The following is an 18498-nucleotide window of genomic DNA, read 5'->3' on the forward strand; positions in this document are numbered from 1 at the left end:
AACAATTTACTATAGTAACTAAAGGCGCCAAGAAGGTTGGAGGTGACGATGTTAGCGAGACTTCATAATGACCATAAACATATCGCGATACTGTTAAATGTTCTTAAAAATAAGCAGCAAAGGCTGCAAAATGGCGAAGCCGTCAACTTTAACCTGATCCGAGATATCGTCGAGTACATGCAGAGCTATGCCGAACATAGTCATCATCCGCTCGAAGATTTAATCAATGAGTTTTATATCAAGACTCACCCCGGTGAAGAGTTGGAGAAACAGTTAGGTGAAGAACATCATCAATTGATTGATAATTCTTCAAGCTTGATGTCCAGCCTGAATTTAGTATTAAGTGATGTACCTGTTCAGAATGAGATTTTGAGCCAGGCCTTAAAAGATTATGTGGAAGCGCAACGAAAACACATGATGTATGAAGAAGCTAAATTGTTTCCCATTTGGGAAGCTGGAATGACGCCGGCGCAATGGGAAGAGGTGGCCGATATGTGCCAGGAGAAATTAATTAGTGATCCCCTGTTTAGTGACGACGACAACTTACTCTTCGAGGAACTAAAAGAGTATCTTGCTAGAGCAGAAGATTAGATGAAAAACAGACATAAAAAAATAGCGCCAGTGGCGCTATTTTTTCATCTCTTTACATCAGAAGGTTATCTAAGTCGTATTCGAAACTGCTATCGATATCCTGAAGCTCTTTAATCAAACGTTGTTTCTCTTTGATAGCCTCTATTTCACGCCATTTTCGCTTCTTATTGGAGCTTCGCGAACGACTGTTTGGTCTTTCAATGACGGTATCATCTAGCGCACTACCATAATCTAAACGATTCATGGCAACCTCCTGTTGTTGTATTTTTTCTCAACAATTAAATATCACACTTCCAATTTATGGTGCAAGAGAAATGTTTCAGCAATGTTAACTTTGGGTGAATTGTTTATGGCGTCATCACGGTCTCTCTGTTTGTGGTTGACGTACAAAATAGGAAGAGGTGTGGTGATATTTGCTGCAGAGAATAAAAAAGCCAGTGAAAACTGGCTTTTTTATCGAGACGAGTTAGATGGTGCTTCGTCTATAGAGGTTGATGAGGGCATTGCTCGAGGCATCTAAAGCTGTTGCCTCTTGCTGACTCTGAAGTCTTGCTAACACATCATTGCCCAGGGTCTTGCCAAGCTCGACGCCCCACTGATCGAAAGAGTTGATATCCCATAGCGCACCTTGAACAAAAGTTCTGTGCTCGTATAGGGCAATTAAGGCACCGAGTGTCTCAGGCGTTAATTTATTCATCAATAGGGTGTTGCTTGGTTTATTGCCTTCCATCACCTTATGTTTGGCGATTAGCGCTTTTTCATCCTGGCTTAGCGAGCTGCCTTCAAGTTCGGCAAGTGCCTCGTCGAAGGTTCTGCCTTGCATCAGTGCCTGAGTCTGTCCAATACAGTTGGACGCTAGCTGGACGTGATGCTCCCCAAGAGGGTTGTGGCTTTGCAAGGGTAAAATGAAATCCGCTGGGATAAGCGCAGTGCCTTGATGCAATAACTGATGGTAGGCATGTTGGCCGTTAGTGCCTTCGCCGCCCCAGATAACTGGACCTGTGGAGTGATCAACCTTATCACCGTTAAGGGTGACAGATTTACCATTACTCTCCATATCCAGCTGTTGGAAGTAAGCTGGCAGGCCTCTGAGGTAATGATCATAGGTCAATACCACGTGAGACTGTGCCTGGTAAAAGTTGCCATACAGCAATGAAAATAGCCCCATGATCACCGGCATATTGCTTTCCAGGGGGGCCTCAACAAAGTGCTTGTCCATGGCCTTAGCCCCAGCAAGCAACTCATTGAAATTATCCATACCAATCAGCAGGGCGATAGGAAGACCAATAGCCGACCAGAGTGAGTAGCGTCCGCCTACCCAGTCCCACATAGGGAAGATATTGTCCGCATCCATGCCAAATTCGGTGGCTTTGGCGACATTGGAGGTCACAGCGACGAAATGCTTGGCGATATCGGCCTGAGCGCCACCGTTTTCCAGGAACCAAGCTTTGGCGCTTAGTGTGTTGGTCAGCGTTTCTTGCGTGCCGAAAGACTTAGACGACATCACGAATAGGGTGGTTTCAGGATCGACCAGACGTAGTTTCTCACACAGAGAGGTCGCATCGACGTTGGCCACAAAGTGGCATTTTAACGCTGGGTTCCAGTAAGGTCTTAGGGCCTGGGTAACGATTTTGGGGCCCAAGAAAGAGCCGCCAATGCCAATGCTGACGATATCTGTGATCGCCTTACCCGTGTAACCTTTCCACTTACCTGAGGTTACTGCTTGGACAAATTTGGCCATCTTGGCCTGAGTCTGTTTGACTTCTGGCACGATATTGACGCCGTCGACCAGAATAACTTCGTCGGCGTTAGCTCTAAGCGCCGTGTGCAGCACGGCGCGCTTTTCGGTGTTATTAATGATCTCGCCATTGAACATGGCGCGAATTTTTTCGCTAAGGCCTGCAGTCTTGGCAAGATCAAACAGCAGGTTCAAGGTCTGTTCGTCGGCCCTGTTTTTAGAATAATCCAGCAGTAAGCCACAAGCTGACAAGGCCATCTTGTCGAAGCGTTTTGGATCGGCATTAAATAGCGCGCGCATATGGGGCAGCTGTTTAGTCTGAGCCTCGAGCTGAGCCCAGGCTGCTTGCTGAGTAAGCTTAGTCATAACGTAATTACCTTTTAAGCTTCCAGTTCTGCTTTTAACATCTCTTCAAGTTTGCCTTGGTCGACGGCAAAGTTGCGGATACCTTCGGCAAGTTTCTCTACGGCCATTGGGTCTTGGTTAAACTCCCAGCGGAACTCGGCTTCGGTTAGCGGAGCACCAGGTGCTTGGATATCTGTGGTCGGTTTCAGTTTTTGCACCACTTGGGTGTTGCTGTTGGCCATCTCTTCCAGTAGCGCTGGGCCTATGGTGAGGCGATCACAACCAGCCAGTTCGATGATCTCACCCGTATTACGGAAACTAGCACCCATGACGACAGTTTTGTAATCGTGGCGCTTATAGTAGTTGTAGATGTTGGTGACTGAGACAACGCCTGGATCTTCTTCTGCGCTGTACTCTTTACCTGTGTCTTTCTTGTACCAATCCAGGATGCGACCCACAAAAGGTGAGATAAGGTAAACGCCCGCTTCGGCACAGGCTCTGGCTTGAGCGAAACAGAAAAGCAGTGTTAGGTTGCAGTTAATACCTTCTTTTTCTAATTCTTTTGCGGCGCAAATACCTTCCCAGGTTGAAGCAAGTTTGATCAAGATGCGCGACTTGTCGATACCGGCTTCTTCATAAAGTTTGATCAGCTTGTGAGCCTTTTCAATGGAGCCGGCTTTATCGAAAGAGAGTCTGGCGTCCACTTCAGTGGAGATGCGGCCAGGAACAATTTTCAGGATCTCTAAGCCAATGTTGACCGCGAGTTTGTCACCTGCGTCTTCGACTTGTTGCGCCAGATCGTCGCTCTGGGTCTTGGCCCATTCTATAGCGTTAGTGATCAGGTGTTTATATTCTGGTATTTGAGCTGCTTTTAAGATGAGAGAGGGGTTGGTGGTAGCGTCTTGCGGTTGATAACGCTTGATGGCTTCGATATCCCCGGTATCGGCGACTATGGTAGTGATCGATTTGAATTGCTCTAGTGTATTAGCCATGAAAATTACATCCTTCTTAAGAAGCAGCTTAAGTGTGTGGTTTGCTAACGGCTATTAGACGCGATTTTGCCGATATTTCCAACCGTGAATGAAAAAAAATTACAGAAAAGTTGCTAAATATCAGTAAAAGGCATTCTAACCGTAGCCATTTAGTGAGCCTGACGTTTTCCCTAAACGGATTTAGAGTATAACCATTAAATTATGACAGGAAAAAAAATCGCTGCCTAAGCAGCGATTTTAGTGAAGAAGATCTCAGTGAATCCTTATCGATTTACTTTAATACCGCTTCCTTTTGTACGCCTGTTACGTGTGCTTCGATGCGGCGGTTAGCCTTGTTTGCTTCAGGGCTATTACCTTCGATTAGCGGCTCAGTGATACCATAACCCTTAGCACTTACGCGCTGCTGGTTAATACCATATTTGCTAACTAATAGCTCGGCAACGGCGTTGGCACGACGCTCAGACAGCTCCATGTTGTAATCTGGATTACCTACGTTAGAGGCGTGGCCAGCAATTACCACGGTTGAGCGTGGGTGCGTGTTCATGTAGTTAGCCAGTTTTTCGATTTGATCATAAGATGCCGAGTTCACAACGGCTGAATTATTGGCAAAACGAATGGTGCCCAGTTCATGCTTTTCAGTGACTTCGCGATAGATGGTGCAACCATTGGCGTCAACCTTGTGGTTGCTTGGGGTGTCTGCACACTGGTCTTTATCGTCAGTGACTCCATCATTGTCTGAATCTTTTGGTGCGACAACGACAGGGGCTACTGCAGCGGCAGGCGCTGTACGACCAAAGCGGTAGCTGAGTTCAAGACCCCAGTAATTACTCTCCATTTCGAGTGTGTTCCACTCGTTTTCATCGAGATTTTCATAACGACGATACTTGGCTTGCAACTTGAGGTTCTCTGTGAAGTTGTAGCCGATACCAGCACCAAAGTATGGCGCTACACCGCTATCGCTGTAGTACTCGCTTCCCCACTGTTTGTTGTTTGAAAGCAGGTAGTTCATTGCCCCCGCTTCAAAAGACATGCTCCAGTGGTTGGCAAATGGCCAGAAACCGACAAGGCCTAGTGTCATTCCTCGTGCACCAGCGTCGTTAAGTTTGTTGGCATAGTCGACCCATTCGGCGCGGCCCAGGTCGCGATAACCTAGTTCAATACCGAAGTAGTCGTTAAACAGATAACCACCAAATACATCCCAAGCATAAGGATCATCTTCACCACACTCTTTCATGGTTTTCTGATCGCAGTTAGGTTCGTAGTTGTTTACGCCTAAACCACCACCGACGTACCAAGGAGTAAGTTCTTGTGCTGCATTAGCTGCAAATGGGAGCATTGATGTAAGCAGAATAGCTTTCAATGTATTGTTCATCATTTTCCAATTCCTTTGTTTTTTATCGTCCCCCATGCTGTTTCTACCCTGTAAAAACATGCCAGCACTTTGTGGGGGGATTCCTTTGGTATTATCGCTAGCCTTTTTATTATCTTACGAGGATATAGAAATTGCCATGTATAACAGGTAATTTTTTTATGATTAGTGGTTATATGGTAATAAAAAAGGCGTTTCCTCTGGGAAGCGCCTTTTTTCTAGTCGAATGATTAATGTGGCGTTAATCTAGTCTTAACGTGTCCACACCCAGTTTTCGATGTTTTCTGGGTCAACACCGTTCGCTTTAATATAGTTACGGTGATCGACTAAGCGTTGTAGCATGTCGGTGGTGATGGCCACATGTTGGGTCTCATCGATAACACCTTGCTGGAATAGCTTGTAAGCCATGTCGATAACCAAGTGGTAGCGAGAGGTACCGTTACGTACACCCATGTCGAAAGGCGTAGTGGTTGAGCCTTCTTCTTCATAGCCTTTGATGCGGAATCTGTGGCTACCTTTGTAATCAAATACCAGTTTCTTAATGGTGTTTGGATAACCATGGTAGTTAAATACCACTCCCTTATCGGCGGTGAAGATCTCATCCATCATCCAAGGTTTGCTTTGGAACTTACGGCTACCCAGGCCGCTGCTGGTCAACTCTGTTACGCTGACGAAGCGTACGCGCACTCTTGGTAACAGTTCGCGTAGGATAACCAGAGATGCCATACACTCTTGCGTGACATAGTCACCACAGCCTGCTAGTACCACATCAGGATTATCATCTGAGGCAAAATCCCACACCATGACACCATCTTTGGCCTGTTGACGTGCTTCGTCCAACGATAGCCACTGTGGTAGTTCTTTCTTACCTGCGGCAATGATGTTGAGTTTATCGCGGTCGGCGAAGGCGCGCTCAGTGTAGACCAGTGTAGAGTTTGCATCGGCAGGTAGATAAGCCGAGATGATCTCTGGGTGTTTCTCAAGCATAGCGCCCAAGAATGATGGATTCTGGTGAGAATAACCGTTGTGATCTTGACGCTCGAGCAGTGAAGAGAGCACGACGTTACAAGCAGGAACCGGCTTACGGAAGTGTACGCCCTGGCTGGCATAGACATATTTACAGTATTGGTCGGCCATAGACGACACCACTTGCGAGAAGGACTCATAAGTGGGGAACATGCCGTGACGACCTGTTACTGTGTAGCCGTGCAGCATACCAAAGAGCAAGTTTTCTGATAGCAACTCGAGTACGCGGCCATCGCGAGACATATCTTCGTCCCAGCTTTCAATTGGCCATTGCCATGCACGATCTGTCTCTTCAAACACAGCTTGAAGCTGGTTAGAGTAAGTTTCATCTGGACTGAATATACGCAGGTTACGCTGGTCTCTGTTGAGCTTGAAGGCGTCACGCATCCATTGACCCATCTTCAGCATAGAATAACCACGCTGGCCTCTTGGTGTTTCTGCGCCGTAGGCCAGATCTTCCAGCTTAGGATTGTTCAGTGAACGTACCACTTCACCGCCATAGCTCAGGTGTTGACGACCACAGCAAAGCTCTTTTGGTGGGAGCAGTGATTGGATATCTTTGTCAAAGACGATCTGGTTTTGCTCGTTGATGCTATAGAGTTCACTGAACTTGTAGCTGGCAAGCCATTGATCCAGTGCCTCCAGGTGCTGTTTATCTTTAGCACACTTGTTAACGATAACCTGGTGCGATTCGCAGTTACCTTCTAGCTTCTTACCATTATCTTCGGCGACACCTGTCCAGCCTTTGGCTGTGCGCATCAGGATCACTGGCCAGCGAGGCTTAACGACATCTTCGCCACTGCGAGCTTTGGTCTGAATCGCGTCGATCATGGCATAGGCATCATCCATGGCTTTGGTCATCTGCAGATAGACATCTTCTTCAAGATCACTGTCGACAATGATTGGATGGTAGCCAAGGCCTTTGAATTCAAGTTCAAGCTCTTCGTGGCTCATGCGACCCATACGGGTAGGGCCTGAGATCTTGTAGCCGTTAATGTGTACGATTGGCAGTACGGCACCATTGTTGGCTGGCGAAACCAGACGGTTTGCATACCAAGATGCCGCCAATGGACCGGTTTCAGACTCTCCGTCACCGATAAGTACGGTAGCGATTAGGTTAGGGTTGTCCAGTACAGCGCCCCAGGCCACTGATAATGAGTAACCCAGTTCACCACCTTCTAGGATCTGACCCGGTGCTTCAGGGTTAGCATGTGATGGATAACCATAGGCGGCTGAAAATTTCTTACAGATATCTTCGATACCTGTCTCGTTGTAAGGGATGGTCTCAGGATAGAAATGGCTTAACGATCCTTCCATAAATAGGTTAGCTTGTACTGCTGGGAAGCCGTGACCTGGGCCGACAAGGTAGAGGAAAGGGCGATTGGTTTTCTTGATGAGACGATTAACGTTGGCGTAGACGAAGTTGATACCTGGGCAGGTTCCCCAGTGACCTAGCAGTCTGGGCTTGATATCGCTATGTTCTAACGGACGTTTATGCAGAACGTTCTGCTTTAAGTAAATTTGCGAGGTAGCCAAGAAGTTGGTTGCTCTTACAAATTTCTTGAGTGCGGTGATCTCTTGCTGTTGTGACATAAATAACCCCATTTATAGTAAGCAAAAAGTTAATCAAAGCTTATGTGAGGCACTATATTTGTAATTTTATTACAAAAACGTGTTCAATATCTTATTTTTGCAAAGTGATAAAATTTACAGAATGTTAAATTTTTGGTCGTAAATACTATGTTATCCACGTTAATACAGTAGCTTGTTTGTGTCTGGTTGCGTGATGCCAATGTCATGTAAATGGGTAAGTGTGATCTGTGTCACATGGTGATTTTTTGATGGTATGCTATTTTGGCGTGTCGGATTCGGCAGGCATGTTGCTTTAGCATCATGAAAGGATAATTCGAAAAGATAATCCTGCCGAAAATATTCGATCAAATTGGGAAGGAAATTCAACAACGATGGCGACCTGTTTTACTATGGCGCCGTAAACGTCCTAAGGGTTATAGAAGTTCTATGTTTGAATCTGTATTAAATTTAATCGACTCTGCGATTAACGCGGTTAACGGCATGTTGTGGGGTAGCGTGCTGATTTACGTGCTGGTCGCTGCGGGCGTGTTGTTTACATTAAGATTGGGCTTTATTCAGCTCAGAATGTTTGGTCATGGCGCTAAGCTAGTGTTACAGGGCCGTGAGAAAACTAACGGTATTTCATCCTTTCAGGTGTTTTGTACCTCTATGGCAGCAAGGGTGGGTACCGGAAACATGGCCGGTGTGGCCGTGGCGATCACTGTCGGTGGTGCGGGTGCCGTTTTTTGGATGTGGCTCATTGCGTTGCTGGGGATGGCGACCGCCTTTATTGAATCAACCTTAGCGCAAGTCTATAAAATCAAAGACAGCGATGGCCAGTATCGTGGTGGTCCTGCTTACTATATGGAAAAAGGCTTAGGTAAGCGTTGGATGGGATCTCTGTTTTCTATTTTGCTGATCATTGCCTTCGGTTTTGCCTTTAACGCCGCCCAGGCTAATACCATGACAGACGCGCTTAACAATGCCTTTGGTTTCGATAAGACCATGGTTGGCTTAGTCATAGTTGCTGCATCGGCCTATATCATTAGCGGAGGCCTTAAGAAAGTGGCTAAGGCTTCTGAGCTTATCGTGCCTATCATGGCGGTGGCTTATTTGGCGATTGCGCTGGTGGTGCTTGCGATGAACATTGAGCAAGTTCCTGCGGCGATTGCTTATATAGTAAAAAGTGCTTTTGGTTGGGAAGAAGCCGCCGGCGGTGCGATGGGCGCTATGATGGCGGGTATCGCCCGGGGACTATTTTCAAACGAAGCCGGTATGGGTAGCGCAGCCAACATTGCAGCATCGGCTTCGCCGAATCCTAATCACCCGGCATCACAGGGCTTTGTGCAGATGATAGGGGTCTTTGTTGATACTATCGTCATCTGTAGTGCAACTGCAGCCATTATCTTGCTGTCCGGAGTGTTAGATGCGCCTGGCGAGCAGAAAGGCATTGGCTTGTTGCAACTAGCCTTGACCAATGAAGTGGGTGGATGGGCCGCCTATTTTGTGGCATTTGCGATTATCTTATTCTGTTTCTCCTCGATCATTGCTAACTATAGTTATGCCGAGAGCAACATCCTGTTCCTCAGTAAGAGTAAGAAGATACTGTATAGCTTCCGTGTTGCAGTGCTAGCTATGGTTATGGCGGGCTCCGTTGCTTCACTGCAATTAGTATGGAACTTTGCCGACGTGTCTATGGGCTTGATGGCGCTGGTCAACATTGCTGCGATAGTCATGCTTTCTAAGGTCGCCTATGCAGTGATTAAAGATTACGAAATACAGCTGAAGGCAGGCAAGGTGCCTACCTTTGATGCGGCGCAGTTCCCAGAGTTAAATGGACTCGATGACCAGATCTGGAAAGGTAAGCCTAACGCGGCGGTACTGACTAAAGAGCAAGATAAGTCGATAGCCGTGCCCGAGGTGTAGGCTAATACCTCGGCGCTAATAGCCAATATCTATTAGTACCATCTAAAAAACCACGTCCAATGGGCGTGGTTTTTTTATGTCAGCGTCAGTATGATAGACATCTCGTTGATCGTTAGAAATAAGGACAATTTATGCTGATTTTAGTCTCTCCGGCTAAAACCCTGGATTATGAAACACCAGCAAGTACTCAAACCTTTACCATGCCGACACTGCTTGAGCACAGTGAAGCGCTGATCGAGGTATGTCGAGAGCTAACACCAGCAGATATCGCCTCTTTAATGAAGGTAAGTGACAAAATAGCCGGTTTGAATGCGGCGCGTTTTGCCGAGTGGAACAAGGATTTTAATCTGGACAATGCTAAACAGGCCTTGTTTGCATTTCGTGGCGATGTTTATACCGGACTGGATGCCGATACTTTGTCGGCGCAAAGTCTTGAACGAGCACAAAAGCATTTACGTATCTTATCTGGCTTGTACGGCTTGCTACGCCCATTGGATCTGATGCAGGCTTATCGACTGGAGATGGGCACTAAGCTGGCGAACCCAAGAGGAGCGAACTTGTATCAGTTTTGGGGCGATATTGTCACCACAGAGGTCAATAAAGCCCTTGCCGAGCAGGGGGATGACATTCTGGTCAATCTTGCTTCAAATGAATATTTTAAGTCGGTTAAGCCTAAGCAGATCCAAGGTCAGGTGATAACGCCTATTTTCAAGGATAAGAAGAATGGCCAGTACAAGGTCATTAGTTTCTTCGCAAAGAAGGCGCGCGGCATGATGGTGCGTTATATGCTGGACAATAATGTCAGCCGTTATGAAGATCTCCTTAAGTTTGATACGGCCGGCTACTATTACAGTGAAGCGGATTCAAGCGTTAATGAGCCTGTATTCCTCAGAGAAGAGCAAGCCTAGCGAATGCCAGAGCCACAACGGCTCAACCCCATGAAAAAAGCAGCCACCGGCTGCTTTTTTTTGTCTGAAACTAAGGTTGGAATTTCGACTCTCGCTTAACTGAGATTGTCTACTTGGTCTTAGACGTTAGCGGTCTAAGCTCAATCTCTGATTGCGCCATCAGGTAAGCAAACTGCGCATAGGCGGCGGCATTTTGTGCCAGGGCCTTGGGATCGATTTTGTCTAAGGTATCGTTTGGCGTGTGGTGATAGTCAAAGTAATCGGTGCCATCTTGTCTAAGTGATGCGACGGGAACGCCATGGTTAGGCAGCATAGAGACATCGGGCCCGCCTGAAGCCTGGTTGTTACCCATGGCAACGCCGTTGGCTTGCATTGAGGCTGTATGGGCTTGTATGGCCGCAAAGGCGCTGTCTGCGACGTTAAAGTCTAACTGGTAGATATACCCTGCGCCGAAGTCAGATTCGGCGGCAATATAGTGTTTATCCAGCTCATGTTGATGTGCTTTAGCGTAGCTCTTACCACCAATCAACCCCAACTCTTCTGCGGCATAGAGTACAACCCGAACCGTGCGGGCTGGCCGTTGTGGTAGCTGGGAGATAAGATGCCCAGCCGTAGTGACAATTGCGACACCAGCACCATCATCAATAGCCCCTGTGCCTTCGTCCCATGAGTCCAGGTGCGCGCCGATAAGCACTATTTCATCGGGTTTACTGCTGCCAGTGACTTCGGCGATAACATTATATGAGGTGGCATAGCCCAAGTTTTTAGGGGTCAGCTTAAGGTGGAGTATGACATTGGGATCGCGCTTTAGCATCAAGGCAATGAGATCGGCATCGGGGTTAGACATAGCGGCCGCAGGGATCTTCTCAACCCCTTCTTGGTAACGCATCATACCCGTGTGGGCCATCCTGTCATGATCTGTGCCAATAGAGCGAATGACAATGGCCAAGGCGCCCTTTTCGGCAGCGGCAATGGCGCCGCGTGAACGACCACCAACTGTGATGCTATAGCCTTTACCTGTCTTAAACCTAGGGGTGATGTGATCGATAAACACGATTTTCCCCAATACCTGGCTAGGCTCGGCGAGTTTTAGCGCTTCGAGGGACTCAAAGCGTACGATAGGGGCATTGATGCCTTCTTCTGGCGTGCCCACACTGCCACCGAGGGCTGTGATCACTAAAGGTTGGGCGAAAGGGGAGACAATGCTGGCCTTAGCCTCTCCGCGTTGCCAGACGGGAACCTTAACGGCTTCTTTATAGACTTTGTCAAAACCGAGTGAGTTAAGCTTGTTCTCAGCCCACTGAACGGCGATTAGGTCTTTCTCGCTACCAGCGAGTCTTGGGCCAACCTCAACCGTCAATGACTCGACAATATCGTAAGCTAAGCTGGACTCGAGTGCTTTTTGTTGTAGTTGCGCGCTAACATTTTGATTTGTGTCTGCTGTTGTCGTGCTTTGACAACCTACTAGCCCGGTAAAAAAGAGGGTGAATAAGAGGGGGAGAGGGGAGCTTTTCATGAGTTTCCTTTATTTTTATTACGTATGTCCCATTTTTGAAAACAATCTAGCAAAAAGTGTGCTTTATGTCCCGACTATATCTTTAAGTCAACGCTATATTAGTGCCGGGGTTTGTTTTAGGAGAAATTGCTCGTAATGAATATAGAATTGATGCAGCAACGAGCGGATAATGCTGTTGTATTGCTAAAGGCTCTGGCAAATGAACGCCGACTGTTCATCTTATGCTACTTGTTGAGCGAAGGTGAGATGTGTGTCGGTGAGATGAATAAAAAGCTCGGGCTTAGCCAATCTGCGCTATCGCAACACTTAGCATGGCTTCGTAAAGACAACTTAGTTGAAACGCGAAAAGAAGCGCAAACGGTATTTTATTCGCTAAAAAGCAAGGAAGTATCCGAGATTATTAAGTTACTCAATACCATCTATTGCCACTAGGTAGAGATGATATAGTGCAGGGAGAAAAGCTGATAGGCAGTATGCTGTCAGCTTTTTTTTTCGGGCGCGAGATTGAGCGGCTTTTAGCAGCCCCATTATATTTTAGATACAAAAAAACCGGCCTAAGCCGGTTTTTTTATATCGCGACAGATTAAGCAGCCAGTGCTTTGATCTTAGCGTTTAGACGAGCCTTATGACGAGCAGCTTTATTCTTGTGAATAAGGCCTTTAGTCGCCATACGGTCAACAATTGGTTGTGCAGCATTGAATGCTTCAGTTGCCGCTTTGTGATCGCCAGTGTTGATCGCAGCGATAACTTTCTTAACGTAAGAACGTAGCATAGAACGACGGCTAGCGTTGTGCTGACGACGTTTTTCAGATTGAAGCGCGCGCTTCTTTGCAGACTTGCTATTAGCCAAGGTGCAACTCCTAAAAGGGTTAGATATTTTTAAAGGTCGAGGAATATGCCTTTTTTTAGTCAGTTTGTCAATGACAATGATCGGATCTTTATCTTAAAGATAAATAATCAGAGCAGACTTGGCGTTCTTCAACCTAACTCGTGTAATATGGTGCGCAATTCTAGCAGTATTTGCTGCTTGGTGACAGGGGGTAAGTCGACTTTTTAACTTGCTCGACACACCTGTGGTGCTCGTTTCAGGGGGAGCTTTGAGCAAGAAACTTTTTAAGTCAGGCATGATAGTGAGTGCTATGACGCTGATTTCTCGTGTTTTAGGTTTAGTGAGAGACGTTGTAATTGCAAACCTAATGGGGGCAGGGAGCAGCGCAGACGTTTTCTTTTTCGCTAATAAAATTCCTAATTTTTTACGTCGACTATTTGCCGAAGGAGCATTCGCTCAAGCGTTCGTGCCTGTATTAACCGAATACCAAGAGAAGCATGATGACGAGGCGGTAAGGCTGTTGCTGGCTAAAGTGGCCGGCACGCTCGGAGTAGTAGTGACCCTGGTGACCTTGATTGGAGTGATCGCCTCTCCGGTATTGACGGCGCTATTTGGTGGCGGCTGGTTTTTAGCTTGGTTGAACGATGAGCCCAATGGTCAAAAGTTTGAGCTAGCCTCGCTGATGCTGAAGATCACCTTTCCTTACCTCTGGTTTATTACCTTTACTGCGCTGGCCGGATCTATCCTAAATACTCGGGGGCGGTTTGCCGTGTCGGCTTTTACCCCGGTATTTTTGAATATGGCAATTATCAGCGCCGCCATCTTCCTGGCCCCCCGGCTTGAACAGCCGGAAATAGGCTTGGCGTGGGGCGTCTTTGCTGGTGGTTTAATTCAGTTTCTGTTTCAAATTCCATTTTTGATGCGAGAGAAGGCTTTGGTTAAGCCCTCGTGGGGCTGGCATCATCCCGGCGTGGTGAAGATTCGCACCTTGATGCTGCCAGCGTTGTTTGGGGTGTCGGTATCGCAAATCAATCTACTGCTCGATACTTTTATCGCCAGTTTCTTGATGACAGGCTCGATCAGTTGGCTCTATTACTCTGACCGTTTGTTGGAATTTCCCTTGGGATTATTTGGTATCGCGATTGCGACTGTGATCTTACCCGCGCTGTCGAAGAAATATGTTAATGCCGAAGGAGATGGCTTTGCCAAGACTATGGACTGGGGCATTAAAGCGATATTACTGATGGGCGTACCAGCGATGTGCGGCTTGATTTTGTTAGCCAAGCCTATGCTGATGGTGCTGTTTATGCGCGGCGCCTTTACTGTCGATGATGTCTATATGGCCTCATACAGTTTGATGGCTTATGGGTCGGGACTGTTAAGTTTCATGCTGATTAAAGTGTTAGCGCCTGGGTATTACTCTCGTCAGGATACTAAGACGCCCGTGCGTTATGGCATTATCGCCATGGTGAGCAACATGGTGTTTAATCTTATCTTTGTATTTCCCTTTGGCTATGTGGGATTGGCGATTGCGACCTCTCTGTCGGCGCTGCTTAATGCTTGTTTGCTCTATCGCGGTTTACATCGCGCCGGTGTTTATCAAGTGCCAAAGCAAACCTTTGTCTTTATGGGTAAAACCATTACCGCCGCAGTGCTAATGATGTCGGTGCTCTATTACTTGATGCCGAGCATGGACGACTGGTTGAATTTTACCTTTGTGGGACGGGCGACAGAACTGGCGTTGTTGATCGGTTCGGGGGCTGTGGTGTACCTGTTGGTTATGTTATTGTTAGGAATTCGCCCTTGGAGGATGAAAGCTGGCTTTTGAGTGCTGATTATCCTTCTCAGCTAGTATATAATCCGCGAACTTATGCTTGCTAGTTATTGAATGTAATGGAACTGATCCGCGGTATACATAATATTTTACCCAGACACCAGGGTTGCGTGCTGACTATTGGTAACTTTGATGGCGTGCACCGTGGTCATGCCGAAGTCATTGCTCCCCTTGTGAAAAAGGCAAAGCAACTCAAGGTTCCTGCGACACTGATGACCTTCGAGCCACAGCCTCAAGAGCTGTTTAGAGGGGAGAATGCCCCTGCCAGGCTGAGTTTGCTGCGCGATAAAATTGTCTTGCTCGATGAGCTCGGCATAGATCGTCTGCTATGTGTCAATTTCAATCAGAAGTTTGCCTCGATGCCCGCCGAAGCCTTTATCGAAGATCTCTTGGTTAAGCAGCTTGGTGTTAAGTATCTGGTGGTCGGTGATGATTTCTGTTTTGGCAAGCAGCGACGTGGAAATTTTGAGATGCTGAAAGCCGCCGGCGAGCGATATGGCTTTGCTGTGGTCAATACCCATAGTTTTATCATTGGCGATAAGCGGGTGAGTTCCACCGAGATCCGCTCTCAGTTAGCCAAAGGTAATCTGGAGCAGGCAAGGCGCCTATTGGGACATCCCTATGCGCTCAGTGGCAAGGTGGCTCACGGGGAAAAAATTGGCCGAACCATAGGTTTTCCAACGGCGAACATCGCCTTAAAACGCAAGGTCTCTCCGGTGAGAGGTGTCTTTGCGGTGAAACTGTATTGGGACGGCAGCGATATTTACGAAGGCGTTGCCAATGTGGGTTTCAGGCCCACAGTCAATGGACAAAATTGTCAGTTAGAAGTCCATCTGTTTGATTTCGATGGTGACCTTTATGGCCGCACAGTTGAAGTCGAGTTGGTGGCAAAGATTAGGGATGAACAGCCATTTAAGTCATTAGATGCGCTGAAGCTTCAAATTAAAGATGATGCTGACAGAGCCAAGGCTCTGCTTGGCTTAGATGCAGGCTGAGCTCTATTAGCTAAATTAACGGTATAGGATCAATGAGCGACTATAAATCTACTTTAAACTTGCCGGAAACTGAGTTTCCGATGCGTGGTAACCTGGCAAAGCGCGAGCCAGAGATGTTGAAATCTTGGACAGAGAACAAGCTGTACCAAAAGATTCGTGAAAGCCGCACAGGTGCCAAGCCCTTCATTTTGCACGACGGCCCGCCGTATGCGAACGGTAGTATTCATATTGGTCACTCAGTAAATAAGATTTTAAAAGACATCATTATTAAGTCTAAAACCTTGTCGGGTTTCGATGCGCCTTATATTCCGGGTTGGGACTGTCACGGTCTGCCGATCGAACTTAAGGTTGAGCAGAAAGTGGGTAAGCCTGGACAGAAGGTAACCGCAGCCGAGTTTCGTCAGAAGTGTCGTGAATATGCGGCGCAGCAGGTTGACGGCCAGCGCGAAGACTTTATCCGTCTTGGTGTGTTTGGGGATTGGCAAAATCCTTACCTGACCATGAATTTTGATACCGAAGCCAACATTGTTCGCTCACTGGCTAAGGTTATTGATAATGGTCACCTGCACAAAGGGGTTAAGCCAGTACACTGGTGTACCGATTGTGGCTCGGCGTTAGCGGAAGCTGAAGTTGAATATGAAGATAAGACCTCACCAGCCATTGATGTTGCCTTCTTGGCAGTAGATAAGGCTGCAGTGCTGGCTAAATTCGGTGTCGAGCAATGTGACGCCGATGTCGCGACCGTTATCTGGACCACTACCCCTTGGACCCTGCCTGCGAACCGCGGTCTCTCAATGGCCGGCGATATCGATTACGATTTGGTTGAGTTCACTAAAGAAGACAAGCAACTGGCCATCATAGTGGCGCAGGAGTTGGTTGAGTCTTGCCTTGAGCGTTATGGCGCCGAGTCGCACCGTGTACTTGGCAGTGTTAAAGGTCAGGCATTAGAGCTACTTCGCTTTAAGCATCCTTTCTACGATTTTGATGTACCTGTCATTATTGGCGATCACGTGACTGTCGATTCGGGTACAGGTGTGGTGCATACAGCCCCTGGCCATGGTCAGGATGACTTCGTGATTGGTCAAAAGTATGGTCTAGAAGTGGCTAACCCTGTCGGAGACAATGGTGTTTATAAGCCAGACACTGAGTTCTTTGCTGGTCAACATGTCTTTAAAGCGAACGATAACGTTGTTGCGCTGCTTGAAGAGAAAGGCGCGCTGATGAATCATGTGGCCTATCGTCACAGCTACCCACACTGCTGGCGTCATAAGACACCTATCATCTTCCGCGCGACGCCGCAGTGGTTTATCTCTATGGATCAAAAGGGGCTGCGTAGTCAGTCACTGAGTGAGATCGAGAAGACGCAATGGATCCCTGACTGGGGACAGAGCCGCATCGAGAAGATGGTTGAAAACCGTCCAGATTGGTGTATCTCGCGTCAGCGTACCTGGGGTGTACCTATTACCCTGTTTGTACACAGAGAGACCGAAGAGCTACACCCTGATAGCGTTTCCTTAATGGAGCGTGTAGCCCACAGAATTGAGCAAGAAGGCATTCAGGCTTGGTGGGATCTTGACGCAGCAGAGCTGTTAGGCGAAGAGGCCGACCAATACCGTAAGGTCACAGATACCTTAGATGTGTGGTATGACTCAGGTTCTACCTTCTCGTCTGTGGTTGCCGCGCGTCCAGAATATAATGGTCACCCTGTCGATCTTTACCTTGAGGGGAGTGACCAGCACCGTGGCTGGTTTATGTCGTCTCTGATGATCTCTACCGCCATGAGTGGCAAGGCGCCGTACAAGCAGGTATTAACCCATGGTTTCACCGTGGATGGTCAGGGCCGTAAGATGTCTAAATCTATCGGCAACGTGATCGCCCCGCTACAAGTCACCAATAAACTTGGCGCCGACATATTGCGTCTTTGGGTAGCGGCGACAGATTATAGCGGTGAGATGACCGTCTCTGACGAGATCCTTAAGCGTAGTGCCGATGCCTATCGCCGTATCCGTAACACAGCGCGTTTCTTGCTTGCAAACCTCAATGGTTTTGACCCTGTTAAGGATACCGTTGCCGTTGAAGATATGGTGGCATTGGATCGCTGGGTGGTACGCCGTGCAGCAGCCTTGCAAGCTGAGATCTTAGAGGCTTACGAGCAATATAACTTCCATTTGGTGACGCAGAAACTGATGCAATTCTGCTCTGTCGAACTGGGTAGTTTCTATCTGGACATCATCAAAGACAGACAATATACGGCTAAGGGCGATAGCTTAGCTCGTCGCAGCTGTCAGAGTGCACTCTACTTGATTGCCGAAGCCATGGTGCGCTGGATTGCGCCTATTCTAAGCTTCACTGCCGATGAGGTATGGCAATCTCTGCCGGGTGAGCGCGACGAGTTTGTGTTTACTCAGACCTGGTTTGAAGGCTTAGCGTCAGTGACCCTAGATAGCGACCTGAGCGATGAGTACTGGACAAACCTCATCACGGTACGTGACGAAGTGAACAAGGCGATTGAACAAGCGCGTCGTGAACAACGCGTTGGTGGTTCTTTAGAGGCTGAAGTCACGCTTTACGCTGATGAGTCCCTAACCGAGTCTCTAGCATTGTTAGGTGATGAGCTGCGTTTTGTGCTGCTGACCTCTAACACCCAGATTGCGCCGCTGGCGAGTGCGGGTGATGATGCAGTAGCTACTGAGCTTGCCGGTCTAAAACTGTTAGTTGCTAAGACCGAGGCGGCTAAGTGTGACCGCTGCTGGCACCATAGAGAAGATGTGGGCCAGGTTGCTGAGCACCCACTGCTTTGTACACGCTGCGTCACCAATATTGAAGGTGACGGCGAAGTACGTCAGTTCGCATAAGG

14 protein-coding genes are annotated in these 18498 nt (G+C 47.6%); 7 read left to right on the plus strand and 7 right to left on the minus strand.

Translation table 11 applies throughout. From position 1 onward, the window contains the following. Nucleotides 1–48 precede the first annotated feature (48 nt). Nucleotides 49–591, plus strand: coding sequence for a hemerythrin domain-containing protein (locus NY07_RS13080; protein ID WP_033539811.1), 543 nt, complete (start codon nucleotides 49–51; stop codon nucleotides 589–591). A 52-nt stretch (nucleotides 592–643) separates the two neighbouring features. Here the strand turns inward: NY07_RS13080 and NY07_RS13085 are convergent, their stop codons facing one another. The 5 genes from NY07_RS13085 to NY07_RS13105 all read right to left on the minus strand — a co-directional run bounded on the left by NY07_RS13085 (nucleotide 644) and on the right by NY07_RS13105 (nucleotide 7654). Next, on the minus strand, nucleotides 644–835 hold the full coding sequence (locus NY07_RS13085; protein WP_011864891.1) for a DUF3545 family protein: 192 nt from the start codon (nucleotides 833–835) through the stop codon (nucleotides 644–646). Between the two features lie 222 nt (nucleotides 836–1057). Beyond that, nucleotides 1058–2695 (minus strand): glucose-6-phosphate isomerase, encoded by a 1638-nt coding sequence (pgi, locus tag NY07_RS13090; protein ID WP_033539812.1) that lies wholly within the window; start codon nucleotides 2693–2695, stop codon nucleotides 1058–1060. Between the two features lie 14 nt (nucleotides 2696–2709). Next, nucleotides 2710–3666: a transaldolase gene (gene tal, locus NY07_RS13095; protein WP_033539813.1), complete on the minus strand. Its 957-nt coding sequence runs from the start codon at nucleotides 3664–3666 to the stop codon at nucleotides 2710–2712. A 271-nt stretch (nucleotides 3667–3937) separates the two neighbouring features. Continuing rightward, nucleotides 3938–5041, minus strand: a complete 1104-nt coding sequence (locus tag NY07_RS13100; RefSeq protein ID WP_033539814.1) for an OmpA family protein — start codon at nucleotides 5039–5041, stop codon at nucleotides 3938–3940. Nucleotides 5042–5287: 246 nt separating this feature from the next. Then, nucleotides 5288–7654, minus strand: a complete 2367-nt coding sequence (locus NY07_RS13105; protein WP_033539815.1) for a phosphoketolase family protein — start codon at nucleotides 7652–7654, stop codon at nucleotides 5288–5290. A gap of 426 nt (nucleotides 7655–8080) precedes the next feature. Between NY07_RS13105 and NY07_RS13110 the strand changes: the two genes are divergently transcribed. Next, complete coding sequence (locus NY07_RS13110) at nucleotides 8081–9559, plus strand: alanine/glycine:cation symporter family protein (RefSeq protein ID WP_033539816.1); 1479 nt, start codon at nucleotides 8081–8083, stop codon at nucleotides 9557–9559. 131 nt (nucleotides 9560–9690) lie between these two features. Beyond that, complete coding sequence (gene yaaA / locus NY07_RS13115; RefSeq protein WP_033539817.1) at nucleotides 9691–10467, plus strand: peroxide stress protein YaaA; 777 nt, start codon at nucleotides 9691–9693, stop codon at nucleotides 10465–10467. A 109-nt stretch (nucleotides 10468–10576) separates the two neighbouring features. Here the strand turns inward: yaaA and NY07_RS13120 are convergent, their stop codons facing one another. Further along, a complete protein-coding gene (locus NY07_RS13120) occupies nucleotides 10577–11983 on the minus strand; it encodes a M28 family peptidase (RefSeq protein WP_033539818.1) in 1407 nt (468 codons plus the stop codon). A 135-nt stretch (nucleotides 11984–12118) separates the two neighbouring features. On the opposite strand from NY07_RS13120, the gene NY07_RS13125 reads away from it, so the two are divergent. After that, nucleotides 12119–12415: an ArsR/SmtB family transcription factor gene (locus tag NY07_RS13125; protein WP_011864899.1), complete on the plus strand. Its 297-nt coding sequence runs from the start codon at nucleotides 12119–12121 to the stop codon at nucleotides 12413–12415. 151 nt (nucleotides 12416–12566) lie between these two features. Here NY07_RS13125 and rpsT read toward each other — a convergent pair whose 3' ends face one another. After that, entirely contained in the window at nucleotides 12567–12833 is a 267-nt protein-coding gene (gene rpsT / locus NY07_RS13130; protein ID WP_011864900.1) for a 30S ribosomal protein S20, read from the minus strand. Nucleotides 12834–13080: 247 nt separating this feature from the next. Here rpsT and murJ point away from each other — a divergent pair, with 247 nt between their 5' ends. The 3 genes from murJ to ileS all read left to right on the plus strand — a co-directional run bounded on the left by murJ (nucleotide 13081) and on the right by ileS (nucleotide 18496). Continuing rightward, a complete protein-coding gene (gene murJ / locus NY07_RS13135; RefSeq protein ID WP_033539819.1) occupies nucleotides 13081–14640 on the plus strand; it encodes a murein biosynthesis integral membrane protein MurJ in 1560 nt (519 codons plus the stop codon). 65 nt (nucleotides 14641–14705) lie between these two features. Beyond that, the gene (gene ribF, locus NY07_RS13140; protein ID WP_033539820.1) at nucleotides 14706–15641 is read left to right on the plus strand and encodes a bifunctional riboflavin kinase/FAD synthetase; all 936 of its coding nucleotides are present in this window, start codon (nucleotides 14706–14708) and stop codon (nucleotides 15639–15641) included. 32 nt (nucleotides 15642–15673) lie between these two features. Continuing rightward, a complete protein-coding gene (gene ileS / locus NY07_RS13145; RefSeq protein WP_033539821.1) occupies nucleotides 15674–18496 on the plus strand; it encodes an isoleucine--tRNA ligase in 2823 nt (940 codons plus the stop codon). Nucleotides 18497–18498: the final 2 nt, after the last annotated feature.

The organism is Shewanella sp. ECSMB14101, assembly GCF_000773485.1.
Lineage (GTDB): Bacteria > Pseudomonadota > Gammaproteobacteria > Enterobacterales > Shewanellaceae > Shewanella > Shewanella marisflavi.

Bases quoted from the DNA above. Each gene is read 5' to 3' on its own strand.
- NY07_RS13105 (WP_033539815.1), bottom strand. From the start codon at position 7,654: ATGTCACAACAGCAAGAGATCACCGCACTCAAGAAATTTGTAAGAGCA.
- ileS (WP_033539821.1), top strand. From the start codon at position 15,674: ATGAGCGACTATAAATCTACTTTAAACTTGCCGGAAACTGAGTTTCCG.
- pgi (WP_033539812.1), bottom strand. From the start codon at position 2,695: ATGACTAAGCTTACTCAGCAAGCAGCCTGGGCTCAGCTCGAGGCTCAG.
- yaaA (WP_033539817.1), top strand. From the start codon at position 9,691: ATGCTGATTTTAGTCTCTCCGGCTAAAACCCTGGATTATGAAACACCA.
- NY07_RS13080 (WP_033539811.1), top strand. From the start codon at position 49: ATGTTAGCGAGACTTCATAATGACCATAAACATATCGCGATACTGTTA.
- NY07_RS13110 (WP_033539816.1), top strand. From the start codon at position 8,081: ATGTTTGAATCTGTATTAAATTTAATCGACTCTGCGATTAACGCGGTT.
- NY07_RS13085 (WP_011864891.1), bottom strand. From the start codon at position 835: ATGAATCGTTTAGATTATGGTAGTGCGCTAGATGATACCGTCATTGAA.
- ribF (WP_033539820.1), top strand. From the start codon at position 14,706: ATGGAACTGATCCGCGGTATACATAATATTTTACCCAGACACCAGGGT.
- tal (WP_033539813.1), bottom strand. From the start codon at position 3,666: ATGGCTAATACACTAGAGCAATTCAAATCGATCACTACCATAGTCGCC.
- NY07_RS13120 (WP_033539818.1), bottom strand. From the start codon at position 11,983: ATGAAAAGCTCCCCTCTCCCCCTCTTATTCACCCTCTTTTTTACCGGG.
- NY07_RS13125 (WP_011864899.1), top strand. From the start codon at position 12,119: ATGAATATAGAATTGATGCAGCAACGAGCGGATAATGCTGTTGTATTG.
- NY07_RS13100 (WP_033539814.1), bottom strand. From the start codon at position 5,041: ATGATGAACAATACATTGAAAGCTATTCTGCTTACATCAATGCTCCCA.